Source organism: Leptospira sp. GIMC2001, from assembly GCF_028462125.1.
In the GTDB taxonomy this organism is placed as follows: Bacteria; Spirochaetota; Leptospiria; order Leptospirales; family Leptospiraceae.
This window is the reverse complement of the sequence record NZ_CP115468.1, coordinates 3,969,343-3,984,136: the sequence shown is the minus strand read 5'-3', so window position 1 is coordinate 3,984,136 and position 14,794 is coordinate 3,969,343. Positions and strand designations below refer to the sequence as shown.

16 protein-coding genes are annotated in these 14,794 nt (G+C 35.9%); 8 read left to right on the top strand and 8 right to left on the bottom strand.

Going from position 1 to position 14,794, the window contains the following annotated elements; genetic code table 11:
- Positions 1 to 397 precede the first annotated feature (397 nt).
- The 4 genes from O4O04_RS19655 to O4O04_RS19640 all read left to right on the top strand — a co-directional run bounded on the left by O4O04_RS19655 (position 398) and on the right by O4O04_RS19640 (position 3,486).
- Positions 398 to 886: a thermonuclease family protein gene (locus O4O04_RS19655; protein ID WP_272533625.1), complete on the top strand. Its 489-nt coding sequence runs from the start codon at positions 398 to 400 to the stop codon at positions 884 to 886.
- 548 nt (positions 887 to 1,434) lie between these two features.
- Positions 1,435 to 1,977 carry a hypothetical protein gene (locus O4O04_RS19650; protein WP_272533624.1) on the top strand — a complete coding sequence of 181 codons (543 nt, stop codon included), beginning with the start codon at positions 1,435 to 1,437 and terminating at the stop codon, positions 1,975 to 1,977.
- A 279-nt stretch (positions 1,978 to 2,256) separates the two neighbouring features.
- Positions 2,257 to 2,631, top strand: a complete 375-nt coding sequence (locus tag O4O04_RS19645) for a DUF1304 domain-containing protein (RefSeq protein ID WP_272533622.1) — start codon at positions 2,257 to 2,259, stop codon at positions 2,629 to 2,631.
- A gap of 6 nt (positions 2,632 to 2,637) precedes the next feature.
- On the top strand, positions 2,638 to 3,486 hold the full coding sequence (locus tag O4O04_RS19640; RefSeq protein ID WP_272533621.1) for an RNA polymerase sigma factor: 849 nt from the start codon (positions 2,638 to 2,640) through the stop codon (positions 3,484 to 3,486).
- A 9-nt stretch (positions 3,487 to 3,495) separates the two neighbouring features.
- Here O4O04_RS19640 and O4O04_RS19635 read toward each other — a convergent pair whose 3' ends face one another.
- The 3 genes from O4O04_RS19635 to O4O04_RS19625 all read right to left on the bottom strand — a co-directional run bounded on the left by O4O04_RS19635 (position 3,496) and on the right by O4O04_RS19625 (position 4,573).
- The gene (locus O4O04_RS19635) at positions 3,496 to 3,666 is read right to left on the bottom strand and encodes a hypothetical protein (protein ID WP_272533620.1); all 171 of its coding nucleotides are present in this window, start codon (positions 3,664 to 3,666) and stop codon (positions 3,496 to 3,498) included.
- The gene (locus O4O04_RS19630; RefSeq protein ID WP_272533619.1) at positions 3,663 to 4,115 is read right to left on the bottom strand and encodes a hypothetical protein; all 453 of its coding nucleotides are present in this window, start codon (positions 4,113 to 4,115) and stop codon (positions 3,663 to 3,665) included. Before O4O04_RS19630 ends, O4O04_RS19635 begins: the two co-directional genes overlap by 4 nt.
- A gap of 200 nt (positions 4,116 to 4,315) precedes the next feature.
- Positions 4,316 to 4,573: a GlsB/YeaQ/YmgE family stress response membrane protein gene (locus tag O4O04_RS19625; protein WP_272533618.1), complete on the bottom strand. Its 258-nt coding sequence runs from the start codon at positions 4,571 to 4,573 to the stop codon at positions 4,316 to 4,318.
- Between the two features lie 118 nt (positions 4,574 to 4,691).
- Between O4O04_RS19625 and O4O04_RS19620 the strand changes: the two genes are divergently transcribed.
- On the top strand, positions 4,692 to 6,050 hold the full coding sequence (locus O4O04_RS19620; protein WP_272533616.1) for an EAL domain-containing protein: 1,359 nt from the start codon (positions 4,692 to 4,694) through the stop codon (positions 6,048 to 6,050).
- A 51-nt stretch (positions 6,051 to 6,101) separates the two neighbouring features.
- Here the strand turns inward: O4O04_RS19620 and O4O04_RS19615 are convergent, their stop codons facing one another.
- On the bottom strand, positions 6,102 to 7,850 hold the full coding sequence (locus O4O04_RS19615) for a methyl-accepting chemotaxis protein (RefSeq protein ID WP_272533615.1): 1,749 nt from the start codon (positions 7,848 to 7,850) through the stop codon (positions 6,102 to 6,104).
- A gap of 149 nt (positions 7,851 to 7,999) precedes the next feature.
- Here O4O04_RS19615 and O4O04_RS19610 point away from each other — a divergent pair, with 149 nt between their 5' ends.
- From O4O04_RS19610 to O4O04_RS19600, 3 genes are read left to right on the top strand one after another with little or no spacing between them, the layout of a single operon-like run.
- Complete coding sequence (locus O4O04_RS19610; protein ID WP_272533614.1) at positions 8,000 to 8,272, top strand: metal-sensitive transcriptional regulator; 273 nt, start codon at positions 8,000 to 8,002, stop codon at positions 8,270 to 8,272.
- A 15-nt stretch (positions 8,273 to 8,287) separates the two neighbouring features.
- The gene (locus O4O04_RS19605; protein ID WP_272533612.1) at positions 8,288 to 9,013 is read left to right on the top strand and encodes a response regulator; all 726 of its coding nucleotides are present in this window, start codon (positions 8,288 to 8,290) and stop codon (positions 9,011 to 9,013) included.
- Positions 9,014 to 9,034: 21 nt separating this feature from the next.
- Positions 9,035 to 9,817, top strand: a complete 783-nt coding sequence (locus O4O04_RS19600) for an enoyl-CoA hydratase/isomerase family protein (RefSeq protein ID WP_272533611.1) — start codon at positions 9,035 to 9,037, stop codon at positions 9,815 to 9,817.
- Here the strand turns inward: O4O04_RS19600 and O4O04_RS19595 are convergent.
- Genes O4O04_RS19595 through O4O04_RS19580 form a run of 4 tightly spaced genes read right to left on the bottom strand, consistent with a single transcriptional unit; the run spans position 9,814 to position 14,787 of the window.
- Complete coding sequence (locus O4O04_RS19595; RefSeq protein WP_272533610.1) at positions 9,814 to 10,476, bottom strand: phosphoribosyl-AMP cyclohydrolase; 663 nt, start codon at positions 10,474 to 10,476, stop codon at positions 9,814 to 9,816. The two genes, O4O04_RS19600 and O4O04_RS19595, sit on opposite strands and share 4 nt — an antisense overlap.
- A gap of 13 nt (positions 10,477 to 10,489) precedes the next feature.
- Complete coding sequence (locus O4O04_RS19590) at positions 10,490 to 11,953, bottom strand: aldehyde dehydrogenase family protein (RefSeq protein ID WP_272533609.1); 1,464 nt, start codon at positions 11,951 to 11,953, stop codon at positions 10,490 to 10,492.
- A complete protein-coding gene (gabT, locus tag O4O04_RS19585) occupies positions 11,950 to 13,320 on the bottom strand; it encodes a 4-aminobutyrate--2-oxoglutarate transaminase (protein WP_272533607.1) in 1,371 nt (456 codons plus the stop codon). The genes O4O04_RS19590 and gabT overlap by 4 nt, the downstream gene beginning before the upstream one ends.
- Entirely contained in the window at positions 13,321 to 14,787 is a 1,467-nt protein-coding gene (locus O4O04_RS19580; RefSeq protein ID WP_272533606.1) for an aldehyde dehydrogenase family protein, read from the bottom strand.
- Positions 14,788 to 14,794: the final 7 nt, after the last annotated feature.

Genomic DNA, 14,794 nt, shown 5'->3' with positions numbered 1-14,794 from the left:
CTTGAAGAGGGGTGAGAACGACCACGAGGCAAAGCGATAGTAGCGCCCAGCGGAAGCTTTAGTATCGCTCACGAAACAGGATGTTGAGTGTGCCGAGTGGGACGGGCGAAACTTGAGAAGCAGGAAGCTTCGAGAGTTGAGCGAGCCCCTTCGCCCATGAACTTTGTTGGTAGCCCTCAGGCGGTAGACAAAGTTTGAGGTGAGTCATTCAGACGAACCTTGGGGGACCAAACTTTAATCGTAAAAAAAACATCTACACAACTTTCATTAACACAACAAAACATCCTAATAGTATAAAACGTTCGAGCTCGAATAGCTGAACGACCCGCGAGCGATCGACCCAGCACCATTTAGCGCTCACAAGCGAAATCCCCGTCAACAAGCTAAATGGTGTTGGATGCCAAATCTTGACCTTGGTTTTAGAATTAAATACGAGTTAGGTGATAATTCCAGCTTGGATGGATTCAAATCAGGGGATCTTGTGTCTGTCCGTAAGTCAAGAAATAGTTTCCAATTTGAAAAGATCGCTAGTGTGAGGGAGCTTTTTTCATACAAAGCGTACTTGGATAGGGTTGTGGACGGTGATACTTTGCTTGTACAAATTGATTTGGGTTTTGGAATTTTTATCGAAGAGAGACTTAGGCTTCGTGGTTTGGATGCTCCTGAAGTAGCCGAAAGAAATGGTCAAGCTGCTAAGAAATTTGTAGAGCGCGAATTGAAAGGTACAAACTTTCTAATACTCAAGACATACGGATCAGACATTTACGACAGATATCTTGTTGAAGTTTTCTATTTAAAGAATGAATGGAAGGTTGAAAAGATAATAGAAGATGGAAATTTTCTAAACAATCGACTGCTACAAGAAGGTTTGGCAATTCGGATTTAAATGGTTATTTTCATACGGTAAAGATAATTTCTTTATAATTATGTGATAGAAGACATTTATCAATCTACAGTGCATTTACGCGCTAGGGATTGCAGCGGAAAGCCCGAGCCAGCAAACTTCTTCTTTCGAATATACAAAAATTCTTGTTTCAAACTTCGCGGCTGGATTTTCGAGCACTAATGATGGGACTGCTGCATTCAATAATTTGAGAGGCACTTGTTCTTGTTCTTTCACTTATTTGCGTTTTGATTATTATATTTTTCAATTAACAAGGAGAAATTAGAAATCATTAATCTTCGTTTTCCGTTTAAGTGGTACGGATATCTCATTTCTCAAATTTTCAAAATTATTTTATAGAGTTCAAATGCTAAAAATTGTAAAAAAAGAAATAATATTTGAGTAGTTGACAATATTTTATTAAATTATTTTGATTGACCGGAGATTTCAGACAATATTTAAATTTTTGAGATATTGTAAAAAAACTGAATTCTAGCATAAATTAATCAGCTTGTTCTGGAAACCGGAACAGGTAAAATCAAGGAGTAAAAATGTTTGTAAGAATAATAACTACACTAGTTGTAATTTTATCGCTAACAATGAACTGTGGAGAGACCGAAGAGGAAAAGGAAGCAAAAGCAGCAGAAGATTCTTTATTTTTTCTTTTAGCTCTTTCTGCAGCATCAGTAGCGGCCCAACCACAATGTACTAGAACTTTTGAAAGCTTCAGTGGCAATTCATATGATATGACTACTGATTCGGCACTTTTATGTTCAAATTGTTCGTCTACCAGCTGTGACATAAGAGTAAATTTTCCGAATAGTGGTAATTATCAAATTACCCTTCAAAGAAGAAACAGAGTCAGAACTTGTGGTTCAACAACTCATAGGAGTACGACAGATGTGAGTTTTGCTGGAATCCAGACTTCAGCATCCGAACCGACTAAGACCACAACTACAACTTTTGCAGCTGGTGGATTTGGAACCATTGCTGGTATTACAGGCTCTTCTTTTCCATCGGGAACGTGCACAGGTGGTTCTTTTTCGTTCTCTGGTTTTGATTATTATACAGTCCAGATTACCAAACAGAATTGATTCGCAAATTTCAGATCATTAACTTAGTCATGAAATAAAGAATAGAAATACTCAGTACCATTTTACGTGCGCAGCCGATTTTCCATAAAATATTTCTTTTGGATATCGATGGTGAATATTTTCAATAGCATCATAAATGGTACCGAGGAAAATCCAATTTAATTTTCCAATTATCGTACGTAATGAACGGATTCACATGCAAACGTTCAAAAAAAAGCTCGCTTTTTTGTCACAATATTCGATTCTCTTTTGTCACAAGATGTATTCAGGAGAGTAAAAATGAAATTAGCAGTTAAAATATTGGTGGTTTTTGTAGCCGTCCAACATATTCTTTTTTTGGTTTTGGAAATGTTTCTATGGGAAACCGCATTTGGAATGAAAACATTTAACTTAACGCCAGAGACGGCAAGTTCGTCGGCAAAATTAGCAATGAACCAGGGACTCTACAATGGATTCCTCGCAGCTGGACTTTTGTGGAGTGTATTCTTTGTTAAAGATTTGAAGCATAGGTTTCTGAATCTTAATTTTTTTCTAATTTGTGTTTTGGTAGCTGGGGTTTTCGGTGGGTTTACAGCAAAAATATCTATCTTATTCATTCAAGGTCTTCCTGCACTTATTGCATTAGTATTGTTGAATATATCTGAGAAAAAATAAAAATTTATGAATTCTTTTCAAGATCCTCTCATTCCTCTATTAGAAAAATGTCTCGCTGGAGATCATTTCGCATTGGAAGGTTTAGTTGATCAATTGCAACCAAAAATTTTCTCAATGGCTTTGCATTTTTTATGGAGTCCGGAGGATGCAGAGGATGCTTGTCAAGAAATTCTAGTTAAGGTTATTACTAAATTAGAGAGTTTTAGAAGAGAATCAAAACTTTCAACATGGGTTTATAAGATTGCTGTAAATCACTTAATTCAAGTAAAAAGAAGCAAATTAGAAGAATCAAAAATCAGATTCAAATACATTGATCATGAATTAAGAAATTCTCAGCATTCAAGTGCTGCTTTGGATGAAGAGAGTGATATCTCTCTTTATATAAGGGGCGCATGTACCTACGCAATTTTGCATTGTTTGAAAAGGACTTATCGTATTGTTTTTGTTATGGGAATCATTTTTGGAATGAGTAGTGAAGAAGGAGCGTACATTCTTGAGATTACTCCAGTGAACTTTCGAAAGCGATTGTCAAGATCTAGAAAAATGATGAGTGATTTTATGAAACCAAGATGTGGTTTACTAGATTCATCCAACGCATGTAAATGTAAGAATAGAATCAAATATTCCAATCAATCTCCACAGTTCAATTCCTTCTTAAATCTTTCGATGGATTTAAAAAAATCTTGGGAATGGAATGAAATAGAACCTTCTTTAGATGAATCCAAGGAAATATTAGCGATTGCTAATCTATTTCGATCCACACCCGATTTTCAATCTAAGAAAAAAGTGATGGATGAATTAAAGAGACTGATTCTAAGAAATCAATTTGATCTTTTTAAAGAAACTAATTCTTAAAAATAGGAATCACAAGCTTTCTAGTTCAAGAATCAATTTTTCTGCTTCTTCTAAAGCATTATCTTCGGTAATTTCAATTTTTTCTGAAGGCTTTTGATTGCTTTTACCATCACCACCGCATTGACTAAAAAGTAAAAAACAAAGCAATGATAGTGTTAAAATATTTTGAATAAATTTCATTTTTCTTCCTCCATTGATTCCTCAGAATCATCACCTTCTTCTATTTCAGTTTTCTTTTCTTGAAGGGTAGATTCAGCTTTTTTTATTTTCTCTCGAATTTTGGAAGCTTGTTCAGTCTTACCTTGGGATTCTAATTTTGTAGCAATTTCTTTTAAGCGTTCAATTTTTCTTTCGGCGCCTTTAAGTTTTTCTGTTTTATTGGAATTATCTTTTTGTTTATCTTTATTCTTTTCTTTCGAGTCTTTTCCTTTATTCTCTCGATCTGCCTTATCAGGTTTACCAGTTTTGTCAGTATTCTCTGGTTTTCCTTTTTTTGTTTCTTCAGTTACATTTTTATTTTCTTTTGATTTATCTTTCATTTCTTTCTGAGCGGAAAGTCCTGAGAAAATTGTCATACAGAAAGCAACGATGAGAATTGTTAAAATTCTTGTTCGAAAATTTTTTGTCATAATGGATCCTTTTTATAATAGATTATTATTTTATTGAATTTAGAAAGAATCGTCAATCTTATTTGTTTAGATTAGATTGGGAAAAGTATTGAATGAATATTCAGTTTATTTAATGAAAGCTGAAGAGTGGTGGGATTTTTGTATTAATGAATCCACATACTCAATTAAACTATCTAAGCATGTGGACTCTGTTGGATCATTTACATTTTCTTTTTGAGAAATCCAATAATTAAGAGTAATAGAATTGCTCCACCGATTGCGATCAATGCTTGGCCAATCAAATTGCTTGCTCCAATTCCAACCAATCCAGCAACGAAGCTACCAACGAATGATCCGATAACTCCCACTACCATATTCCAAAGAATACCTAAGCTCTTGTTCTTTATAACTTTCGCGGCAACCCAGCCTGCAAGTAGACCGATTAATAAAAAAATAATCAAATTTGTAATTGAACCCATAGTTTCTCCTATTTCTAAGGTGATGTTAAGTTTTGATTATAAAAAAACAATCAATTTATAAAATACAGAATAATTTAAGATAGACCTAATGAGAAATGATCTCAAGAATATACAATAAATGGCTTCTGATGATAAGAATGAATTGAGTTCTGATAAATTTTTCGGTTTGAAGGACGTTGAGAATTTTAAGAAAAATTTTATAGACCTCAATCGAGGTAAGCCTTTATTTCTAATTCGTTTCGAGAATATTCAGGGAACAGATTTACTGGATTTTATCAATCTCATTCGCAGAGAAGTAAATATCATTCTTGATTTAGATGATATTGAATTTGGCTTTCATTACATAGATAAGCGTCAGACTTTATTACTTGGTATCACTCCATTTCATCAATGGATGGTTGATAAATTTCCAAATATTGATAATGCTGTAGGTCGATTTCATCAAGATTGCATTAGAAACAAAATTGCTAGTTTTAATTTTGGTGTTTCTAGGACGCAAAGTAATTTTATTTCCAATTCAGATGAGATTTATATTGAATTGTATCAAGCTTCACAGAAAAACCTAAATGACAATTTGGTTCGCTGGAGTTGGACATATTACAATAAAGCAAATACTTATATTTCAGGTAATGTTCATGAGGCTATGATTCAGCCTACTGTTTACTACGATCCCAAAAAGAAAACTTTCTCGGTCAAAGGTGGTGAAGTTTTTGTTGGGGGTGGTGCCTATGCAGGATACAAGCAATTAATCAATGATATACCGCCTGATCAAGATTTGAATCGAATAGAATTATTAATTCTTGAGAAACTAATTATTGCATGTGAGAAAGCTCCTGGACTTTTGAAATTTAATATCTCACCACAATCATTAATAGATACATTTTCTAAATATGAAAAAGTAAATCGTCTTCATGAATTGATTCGATCCATGAGTTTAAAGGCTGAAAACATTAGATTTGAATTGGTTGAAAAGCCCTATGATGAGGGAGAATTTCTTCTCAAAGATGTCTGTCGTGATTTCTGGAATTTAGGAATTAGCTTTGCTGCAGATGATTTCGGTGTAAAGTCACAAAGTCACCAGATCGTTTTAGATTTAGGTTTGATGATCAAGGAATTCAAATTGGATCCGATTAGTTTTAAATTTAAAATCGAAGAGGATCAAACTAAATTTTTGGACAATCTTGCGTTTATAGATTATTGTAAAAGATTAGCAGACAACAGAGAAGCAACAATCACGGCCGAAGCTGTTGAAGATATTGATACACTGCGATTTTTGATGGAGCATCAAATCTTCCATTTTCAAGCAAATATACTTTTTAACAAAATGACCCTTGAACAATTTAGAGAATCGTATGAATATTATAATAATATGCCGGAAGCAGTAGTCTGGGAGATTTTAAATAGTCCGATACTTCTTGAACGTCAAAAGAAAGAAGGAAATATTTATAAATTAGCAAAGTCTGAAAAGCTAATGTAGATTCAAATTTTTTAGAATTTATAGATTCTAATTCGTATTTATTAGTCTTCTTTACCTATTCAGATCCGCAACAATTTGTTCTAAACTTTTCGAAAATTCATCTAAGTTCTTTGCTTTGTTCTCAATTTGTAACATGGCAATCGATTGCATTTCGGAAGATTCCATTACGTTCAAAGAAGATTTGGAAGAGTCTTGCGATATTCTAAGGTTCTGAGTCATGCTAGAAATTACTTGATCACTGCTCGCAGAAATCTCCTCAACAGAAGCAGAGACATCACTAATCTGTTCAGAAACATTTTTTGCTAGTTCGACAATGTCATGAAAATTAGCTTCAGCATCATAAATACTCTTTGTTCCAATTCCCATTGAGCTTTCTGTTTCTTTCATGCTGATAGTTAGATTTTCTATCTTGCCTCTAATATCAGAGATCATCACCTGAATTCTTTTAGCTGATACTGTAGATTGATCTGCAAGTTTGGAAACTTCGTCGGCAACTACGGCAAATCCTTTTCCTTGTTCTCCTGCTCTCGCTGCTTCAATTGCAGCATTTAAAGCCAGCAAGTTTGTTTGTGAAGCAATTTGAGTTATTGTATCAACTATCTTACCAATTTCTTGTGAACTTTTACCAAGTTCTTGCGCAATGGAACCGGAATGTTCAATCGATGACTTAATATCATTCATTCCCAATATAACAGAACTTAGATGAGATTCGCCTCTTTCCGCCGCCTCATAACTTCTTGAAGCTGCATCATTTACCTCTGCAGATACAACACTGATTCTATGCAACGCAACACTTACTTCTTCCATAGCTAGTTTGCTTTCTTGTAAACTACTAATTTGTCCTTCTACAACATGATTGAGTTGTTTAGCAGATTCTGATATACTTTTACTCATCTCTATCGATTCACTAGATGACTGAAGTAGAGTTCCTCCTGTCTCAGTCATTAGTTTGGCTGCCTTCTTCATTCTTTCCATTAAGCTTCTCAACTTAATTACCATGTCTTCAATAGCTCGATAGACTTTTCCAACCTCATTTTCTTGGTTGTAATCAAATTTTACATTTGAATTGCCTTTGGATATTTCTTGTGCAAGAAAAACTAATTTTCGAATCGGCTCAAATATTAATTTCATCCTAAAATACACAATAACATTCACAAATAATAAACTGATCAATCCAAACAGACCAATTTTTAAAAAGTAATTGATTAGTTCGGATTTCATTTTATCCAAATGAATATCTATTCCATACACTGCTAAAGTTTCTCCAGAGGTATTTTTAATTGGATACAATATTGAAATCCAATCGCCAAATTCATCTGAATACTCCGCCGTAACCGCGGTCACACCCGATTTTGCAGTTTCGACACCACCTTTGAATATTTCGTCTGCTTCATATAACATTCCTGGGACGACATCTTTATTGTATAGATTTTGATTCGCGATATAAATCGGATAAAAAGTTTTACCTTCTTTCTCTACAGGATTTCCATCTGTAATGTATGTTTGTTGAATGATTTCATATGCGTTTGGTAAAAGGTCGATATGATTTTGAATTTTAATCAAATCTTCATTGGATTTCAAAATATCTGGATTTTTGGAAATTTGTTTGAACGAATCTGAAAAATTATTTGCGACTTTATTGAATTCATAGCTATGTGTGAATCCTAAAACTTCATAGGATTCTAAGAATCTTGCTTTTTCATAATAGTATATAAAGGATAAGAAAATAATTGCAATGAAAGTCAGAAAAAGGCTAAATTCGAGTAGGATCCTTGATCGTATCTTATGATTCAGATTCATATCTCTTATCTTGTGGATCTATTATTACTTTCAACTAATATTCTCTATTTCAGAACATTCTTCTCATTAATTTACTTATAATTTTTATACGCAATTCTGAATTGCAAATTGAACTTGACTTAGGAATTATACTATACAAGGTATTATATATGGTCACCAAAAAAGAAATGGATAAGAGCGATCTTATCAATCGATTGAATCGGATTCAGGGTCAAATTGAAGCTCTAAAGAAAGTTGTGAATGACCCGGAGGCGGAATGTATGAAAGCTATGCAGCTATTGAAAGCAGCAAATAATGCACTCAAAAAGTTTGGTGAATCTTATGTCTCAAGGCATCTAGATGAGTGCCTTCGCTCAAAGAATTCTATTCAAGAAATGGAATCAGATTTGAAAAATGTCATTAGCGCTAGTTTCTTTTTATAATATATGGATTTAGTAATGGTCATTGAAAAAGATCCAGATTCTTATTCGGAGCTTGAAAATTTTTTTCAAGGCAATAGGTTTCGAGTAATTATTACAACCTTTAGTTTACGAATGCTTGAATATATTAAATCAGCAAATCCAGATCTAATTCTCATTGGACTCAGTTTACAAAATAATTCAGAATTCGATTTAATTATAAATTTAAGGAAAGATCCTCTGACAGAGAATATTCCTTTGATTGCAATGATTCCAAGAAAAGATGAGAACTTTGTATTCAATTATAAAATACTAGGTTTTCAAGATTACATAGTGAAACCTTTTCAAAAAGAACAAATAATTTCAAGAGTAAATGAAACTATTCAAGAATACAAAGGTGTTCGTAGGAATAAATCAGATGTTTCTAATTCTCATATCAACGTAGTGAGTTTAGGTTTTCAAAGTACGATCTACTTGAAGTCATCTCTTTCTATATACGTCGCATCAGAAATTTCAGACATTTTGAACAAAGCGATCCTACAAAAATTAAAGGATGATACAATCTGTATTGATATTAGAGGACTTTTTGATTTGCAGTTAAAAGAAATTGCTATTTTACAAAGGATAATTCTGTTGTTTCCAGGCAGACCCGTAGGAATTGTAGCAGGTAGATACTTTGGTTTACTATTAGAATCAGGAAATTTTGAACAAGTTGTACAAGTGTTCATGACTCCAGAAGAATACCAAGCATCAATTGAGAAATAGTTATTAAATTAGGAGAAAAGAATGTTTTATAATAGAGAAGTGGTTGAGCTTGGCGGTAAAAAAGCAGAAATAATTACAATACAAACCAACGATCAGAATTCACTAACAGGCGCTAACATGAAAGCGCTTACGAAAATACTTCATGAAATTCAAGCTGATCCAAATATTCGTGGAATAGTTCTCGCTTCTGATAATGAGAAATTTTTCTGCAATGGACTTGATGCAGAGAATCTTTTATCCACACCTAGAGATAGATTGATCGAAGAGGTTGGCGGAATTGTTCTTCTTTTCGGTGAACTTATCAAGTTTAGTAAACCTATAATCGCCGAAGTTTCTGGTTATGCGATGGGCGGAGGTGCTGTAATCACCGTAGCTAGTGATTTTAAATACATGTTAGATTCTAAAGCACGAATTGCATTTACGGAGATCCTCGTTGGACTTCCGCTTCCAGGTAGTTTTATTGATAGAATTAAAGGATGCGTTACACCAAAGTATTGGGGAGAAGTTTGTCTAACTGGAGCGAATTACAAAGCAAATGAGGCTAAAGAAATTGGTCTTATTGATGACGTTGCTCCGAACAGAGCTGAACTTAGAAAGATGACTTTAAAAAAACTGGAATACTTAATTAAGCTTCCTACTTCAGCTTATCAATCAACCAAAAAAGTTCTAAATCGCGAACTTCTTTCCAAACTTGCAGTGTATGAGAAAGAGACTATGGATTCATTTGCGATTCCAGGAGTTATCGAAAACCTATTAGAGGCAATGAGTGCTTTAAAGGAAAAACGAAGACCTAATCTAGATTAAACGGGTTTTAGATCGATAGCATTCCAGGAAGTAACCTTCCGAAAAAAACAAGAATACTCACCGGTATGGCAAGCGGCTCCCGTTTGCTTTACATGGTATACAATCGCAAAAGGGAAGGAAGATTGCAATTCTATCGACTGAATGCTTTGTAAGTGCCCACTTTCTTCTCCTTTGATCCATAATTTATTTCTCGAGCGCGAGAAGTAAGTTCCATGATTAGAATCAACAGTTTCTGTTATAGCCGCTCTGTTTCCCCATGCTTGCATAAGTATGCGACCATTTTCATCTTGTGCTATTATTGGCAGCAAACCTTGAAACGGGAATTTACCGTTTTTGTACTGAAGATCTAGTTCTGATTCTGCATTATCCAACCAATTGAATAATTGCTCTTTATCTTGCACCAATACCCATTGCGATTCGATTCTTTTTGACAGTTCACGATCGGAATCCTCAGATTCAATTTCATTCTGATGCAAAACAAAAGTATCTAAATCACAGTCGACTTCCCAAAGATAATTTTTCGCATTTTCAAATTTGGATTCTACTTTTCGATTCGTTGTAATATCGACCGACCAGATCTTTTTCTTGGTTAATGTCTGCCTTAATAACGTCACGATTCTATTTGCATCGTATCGGTAATCATTTGAATATTCTGACATCCGGTTTTTTCCTTTACGCTTTCTTCACGACCAAAGTTTTCCTTTCACAGAAATCTTCCATTGCATAGCGTACTCCTTCGCGACCTAAACCAGATTCCTTTACGCCTCCATAAGGCATATGGTCTGCTCGAAAAGTAGGAACTTCATTCACAATAAGACCTCCCACTTCCAAATCTTTGAAGGCGTGGTTCATTTTGTTTAGATTGTTGGTGAAAATTCCAGCGTGCAATCCGTACTTTGAATTGTTCAGTTTCGCTATACCTTCCTCCAAATTCTCAATCTTTTCCAAAATAGCAACCGGACCAAAAACTTCTTCTTGCGAGATTTTGGCATCGAGGGCTACGTTTTCCAGGAGGGTCGGAGGAAGGACTTTATCATCAAGAGTTCCTCCCAGCAAAACATTGCATCCTAAGCTTTTGGCTTCTTGAATCCAAGATACTATTCGTTCGGATGCTTTACGGTCGATCAACGGTCCAACTAGAATTTCTTTTTTTGTAGGATCGCCAGTCTTAACTTTTTTAAATTCAAGCAAAAGCTGAGTCCGAAAATTATCATAAATTTTCGCATCAACATAGATTCTTTGAACGGAAATACAAGATTGCCCAGCGTAAGAAACAGATCCAAAAGCTATTCTTTCTGCAGCAAATTTCCAATCACTATCTTCACATACAATAACACCAGCATTGCCACCTAACTCAAGCAATACCTTCTTCTTTATACCTAATTCTTGAATTTTCCATCCTACTGATGCTGAACCAGTAAAGCTAATGATTGATATGCGACTGTCTTTAACCATTTTTTCTGCTAGTTCATTATTACAGAATAAAACTTGAAAAGCAGCTTCTGGAATTTGCTCTTCTTTCGTCCCAAATTCGTTATTTACAGACTGTAAAGCTTTTTGAAAAATATCAGCCAGAATAAAGGATGCCCCTGGTGCTTGAGGAGCTGGTTTAAGAATTACCGGAGCCCCTACTGCAAAGGCTGGTGCAATTTTATGAGCAACGAGATTCAATGGAAAGTTAAAAGGTGTTATAGCTAATATAACACCTTTAGGAAAAAATTCTGTTTTTGCTGTTTCAAAAGCTCTACCTCCTGAATCTATATCCATTGGATAAATCTCGCCTGTAAACCTTGTGGATTCATCGATAGCAGTTTTAAATGTATTGATACATCGAGCAAATTCTCCATCAGCCAATGTAATTGGTTTTCCAGCTTCCAAAATAATAGATTCTACAATCGAATCCTTATGATCTTGAATCAATTCTACCATTCGACTCAATAATTTGGATCGTAGAAATCTACTTGTATGCGAGAAAGGTACTCTTGCATTCTTTGATGCTTCTAAGCATAACTCGATATCTTTCTCATTGGCTATGGCGCATTGGGAAACAACTTCATCATTCCATGGATTCTTAATAACATGAACTTCTTTGGATTCGATCCATTGTCCATCGATAAAGTTTCTATATTGAATCATACTTTCGCCGCCGAAAGAAATTGAATCCCTTTTTCAATAACTTCCAACCCTTCTTGAAGTTCTTCGGTAGAGATCATTAATGGCACGAGAATTCTAAGAACATTTCCAAAAGTTCCAGCTGTAATTGTTACAACTCCATTTTCATAACAGAATTTAGATAATTGAGAAGTGAATTCCTTATCAGGCTCTTTTGTGATTCTATCTTTTACAAATTCTAAGGCGAGCATTGGACCAAGACCTCTTACGTCTCCAATAATCGGATAAATCGTTTTCCATTTCTCAAAACTATTACGAATGATTATTCCGACATCCACAGCTTGTCTGAGAAGTGCTGACTTATCTTTTTCAAAAATTGAGATCACTGCGAGGGCACTAGCACAAGCAACTGGGTTACCGCAATAGGTGCCACCGATTCCGCCTTCTGGAGGAGCGTCCATGACCTCTGCTCTTCCAGTTACCGCCGCAATTGGCATTCCTCCTCCGAGACCTTTTGCCATGATCATTAAATCGGGAGCTATATCATAATGCTCTGCAGCGAACATTTTGCCAGTTCGTCCGAATCCTGATTGGATTTCGTCAAGTATCAATAGAATTCCATTGTCAGTACAAAATTTCCTGAGTGCTTGCATATATTCCTTAGGAACAGGAATAAATCCGCCTTCACCCAAAACTGGTTCCAAGATCACTGCAGCAACATTCTCAGCTCCAACTTGACTATTCACTAGGTGTTCAAATGCTTTAAAGCAAGGTTCGCATTTTGAATTACCATTCGATTGATTCGGGCATTGACCATTGCAAGAACCACATCGGTATTCATATGGAAATGGTGCTCGGTAGACTTCGGGATTGAAAGGGGCAAAACCATGTTTGTAGAATTTTACTTTTGAAGTCAATGACATTGCCATATAGGTTCTTCCATGATAAGCATGGTCAAAACAAATTACTGCTTGTCTCTTGGTAAATGACCTTGCGATCTTAATGGCATTTTCTACTGCCTCAGCTCCACTGTTGCACAAGAAAGTTTTCTTCGGGTAATCACCAGGAACGAGGGCATTGAGTTTTTTCGATAATTCCACATATCCTTCATAGGCAAGGACATTGATACTTGAATGGATATTGAGTCCAGCTTGTTTGCGTATCGCCTCGACTACTTCTGGAGGCGTATGCCCCGTATTCACGACTCCAATTCCGGATGCAAAATCTAAGAGCTGATTGCCATCTACATCCCAGACCTTAGCACCATTTGCCCTTTCTATAAAAATTGGAGTTGTATGAAAAGGTCCCCGTGCAACTTGCTTTTTCCTTTCATCCATTAAGGCAATAGATTTAGGACCGGGGATTGCTGTTTTGATTTGAATATGTTTCAATTAATACCAACCTACTGGATTATCATCCATCCATATATTGATTTGCTTAGTTTCTAGATACGCTTCAATCCCAAAAAGACCAAGCTCACGACCAATGCCAGACTGTTTGTAACCACCCCAAGGCATCTCATTATAAGTTGGATGGTAGTTATTGATCCATGTTATGCCAGCTCGAAGTTGGTTGATCACTCTATGCCCGCGCGTTAAGTTCGAAGTAAAAACTCCAGCTGCCAATCCATACTCTGTATCATTTGCAAGGGCAATCGCTTCTTCTTCCGTCTCAAATGGAATTACAGCTAAGACTGGTCCAAATATTTCCTCTTGAGCAATGCGCATTTTTGGATCAACATTATCAAATATTGTTGGTTCAACAAAATTACCTTTTTCATATTCAGAACCACTTGGTCTTTTGCCACCACAAAGAAGTTTTGCTCCTTCCTTGATTCCAATCTGAATATACGATTCAACTTTGTCTCTATGGGCAGATGACACCAAAGGACCCATTACTACGCCATCTTTTAAGCCATGTCCGAGCTTAATTCGAGGAACCCTTTTCACTAGTTCATCTACAAACTTTCTGTGAATTGACTTTTGAACCAGTAACCTAGATCCAGCTGAACAGACTTCTCCCTGGTTGGCGAAGGCAGCGAATAGTGTCCAATCGACAGCCGATTCAAAATTGCAGTCTTCAAAAACAAGAATAGGGTTCTTGCCACCTAATTCCAAAGTAATGTTTTTGATGTTCTGTGTCGCGTTGCCCATTACTTTTCTACCTGTAACTGTGCCTCCAGTGAAAGCAACTTTATCTACATGAGGATTAGTAGATAATTCTTCACCTGCTCCTGCACCAGGACCTGTGATGATGTTCACAACTCCTGGAGGAAATCCAACTTCGGTAAAAATTTTACCTAGTTCGAGTGCTGAGAGAGGTGTGAGTTCGGATGGTTTAAGAATAACACAATTGCCTGCTGCAAGTGCAGGAGCAAGTTTCCATGTTGACATGAGTAACGGGTAGTTCCAAGGAACAATTTGTCCGCATACTCCTATTGGCTCTCGGACTATCATGCTAACCGATCCATCTGGAGTTTGCATTGTATGTCCGTGAATTTTTGTTGCTAAGCCACCATAATACTCGAAACAATTAGCAGCATCATTTACATCAAATTCAGCTTCCCGTCGAGGCTTGCCACAGTCTTTCACTTCAAGCTCAACAAACATTTCGAACTTGTCCATAATTGCTTGGGCAACTTTAAATAGTAGTTTGCCTCTTGCTTGTGCAGGAGTTGAACGCCAAGTTCCCTGATCAAATGCTTTCCTGGCTGCAGCAATAGCCAATTTGGCATCTTCAGAATCTGATTCTGGTACTATTGCAAGAATTTCTCCACTGGCCGGATCGATAATCTCACGAGTCTTACCTGATTTAGCGGCGACCCACTCTCCGTTGATCAACATTTTTTTTTCTAACATTTCCCTG

Bases quoted from the DNA above. Each gene is read 5' to 3' on its own strand.
- O4O04_RS19655 (WP_272533625.1), top strand. From the start codon at position 398: ATGCCAAATCTTGACCTTGGTTTTAGAATTAAATACGAGTTAGGTGAT.
- O4O04_RS19650 (WP_272533624.1), top strand. From the start codon at position 1,435: ATGTTTGTAAGAATAATAACTACACTAGTTGTAATTTTATCGCTAACA.
- O4O04_RS19645 (WP_272533622.1), top strand. From the start codon at position 2,257: ATGAAATTAGCAGTTAAAATATTGGTGGTTTTTGTAGCCGTCCAACAT.
- O4O04_RS19640 (WP_272533621.1), top strand. From the start codon at position 2,638: ATGAATTCTTTTCAAGATCCTCTCATTCCTCTATTAGAAAAATGTCTC.
- O4O04_RS19635 (WP_272533620.1), bottom strand. From the start codon at position 3,666: ATGAAATTTATTCAAAATATTTTAACACTATCATTGCTTTGTTTTTTA.
- O4O04_RS19630 (WP_272533619.1), bottom strand. From the start codon at position 4,115: ATGACAAAAAATTTTCGAACAAGAATTTTAACAATTCTCATCGTTGCT.
- O4O04_RS19625 (WP_272533618.1), bottom strand. From the start codon at position 4,573: ATGGGTTCAATTACAAATTTGATTATTTTTTTATTAATCGGTCTACTT.
- O4O04_RS19620 (WP_272533616.1), top strand. From the start codon at position 4,692: ATGGCTTCTGATGATAAGAATGAATTGAGTTCTGATAAATTTTTCGGT.
- O4O04_RS19615 (WP_272533615.1), bottom strand. From the start codon at position 7,850: ATGAATCTGAATCATAAGATACGATCAAGGATCCTACTCGAATTTAGC.
- O4O04_RS19610 (WP_272533614.1), top strand. From the start codon at position 8,000: ATGGTCACCAAAAAAGAAATGGATAAGAGCGATCTTATCAATCGATTG.
- O4O04_RS19605 (WP_272533612.1), top strand. From the start codon at position 8,288: ATGGTCATTGAAAAAGATCCAGATTCTTATTCGGAGCTTGAAAATTTT.
- O4O04_RS19600 (WP_272533611.1), top strand. From the start codon at position 9,035: ATGTTTTATAATAGAGAAGTGGTTGAGCTTGGCGGTAAAAAAGCAGAA.
- O4O04_RS19595 (WP_272533610.1), bottom strand. From the start codon at position 10,476: ATGTCAGAATATTCAAATGATTACCGATACGATGCAAATAGAATCGTG.
- O4O04_RS19590 (WP_272533609.1), bottom strand. From the start codon at position 11,953: ATGATTCAATATAGAAACTTTATCGATGGACAATGGATCGAATCCAAA.
- O4O04_RS19580 (WP_272533606.1), bottom strand. From the start codon at position 14,787: ATGTTAGAAAAAAAAATGTTGATCAACGGAGAGTGGGTCGCCGCTAAA.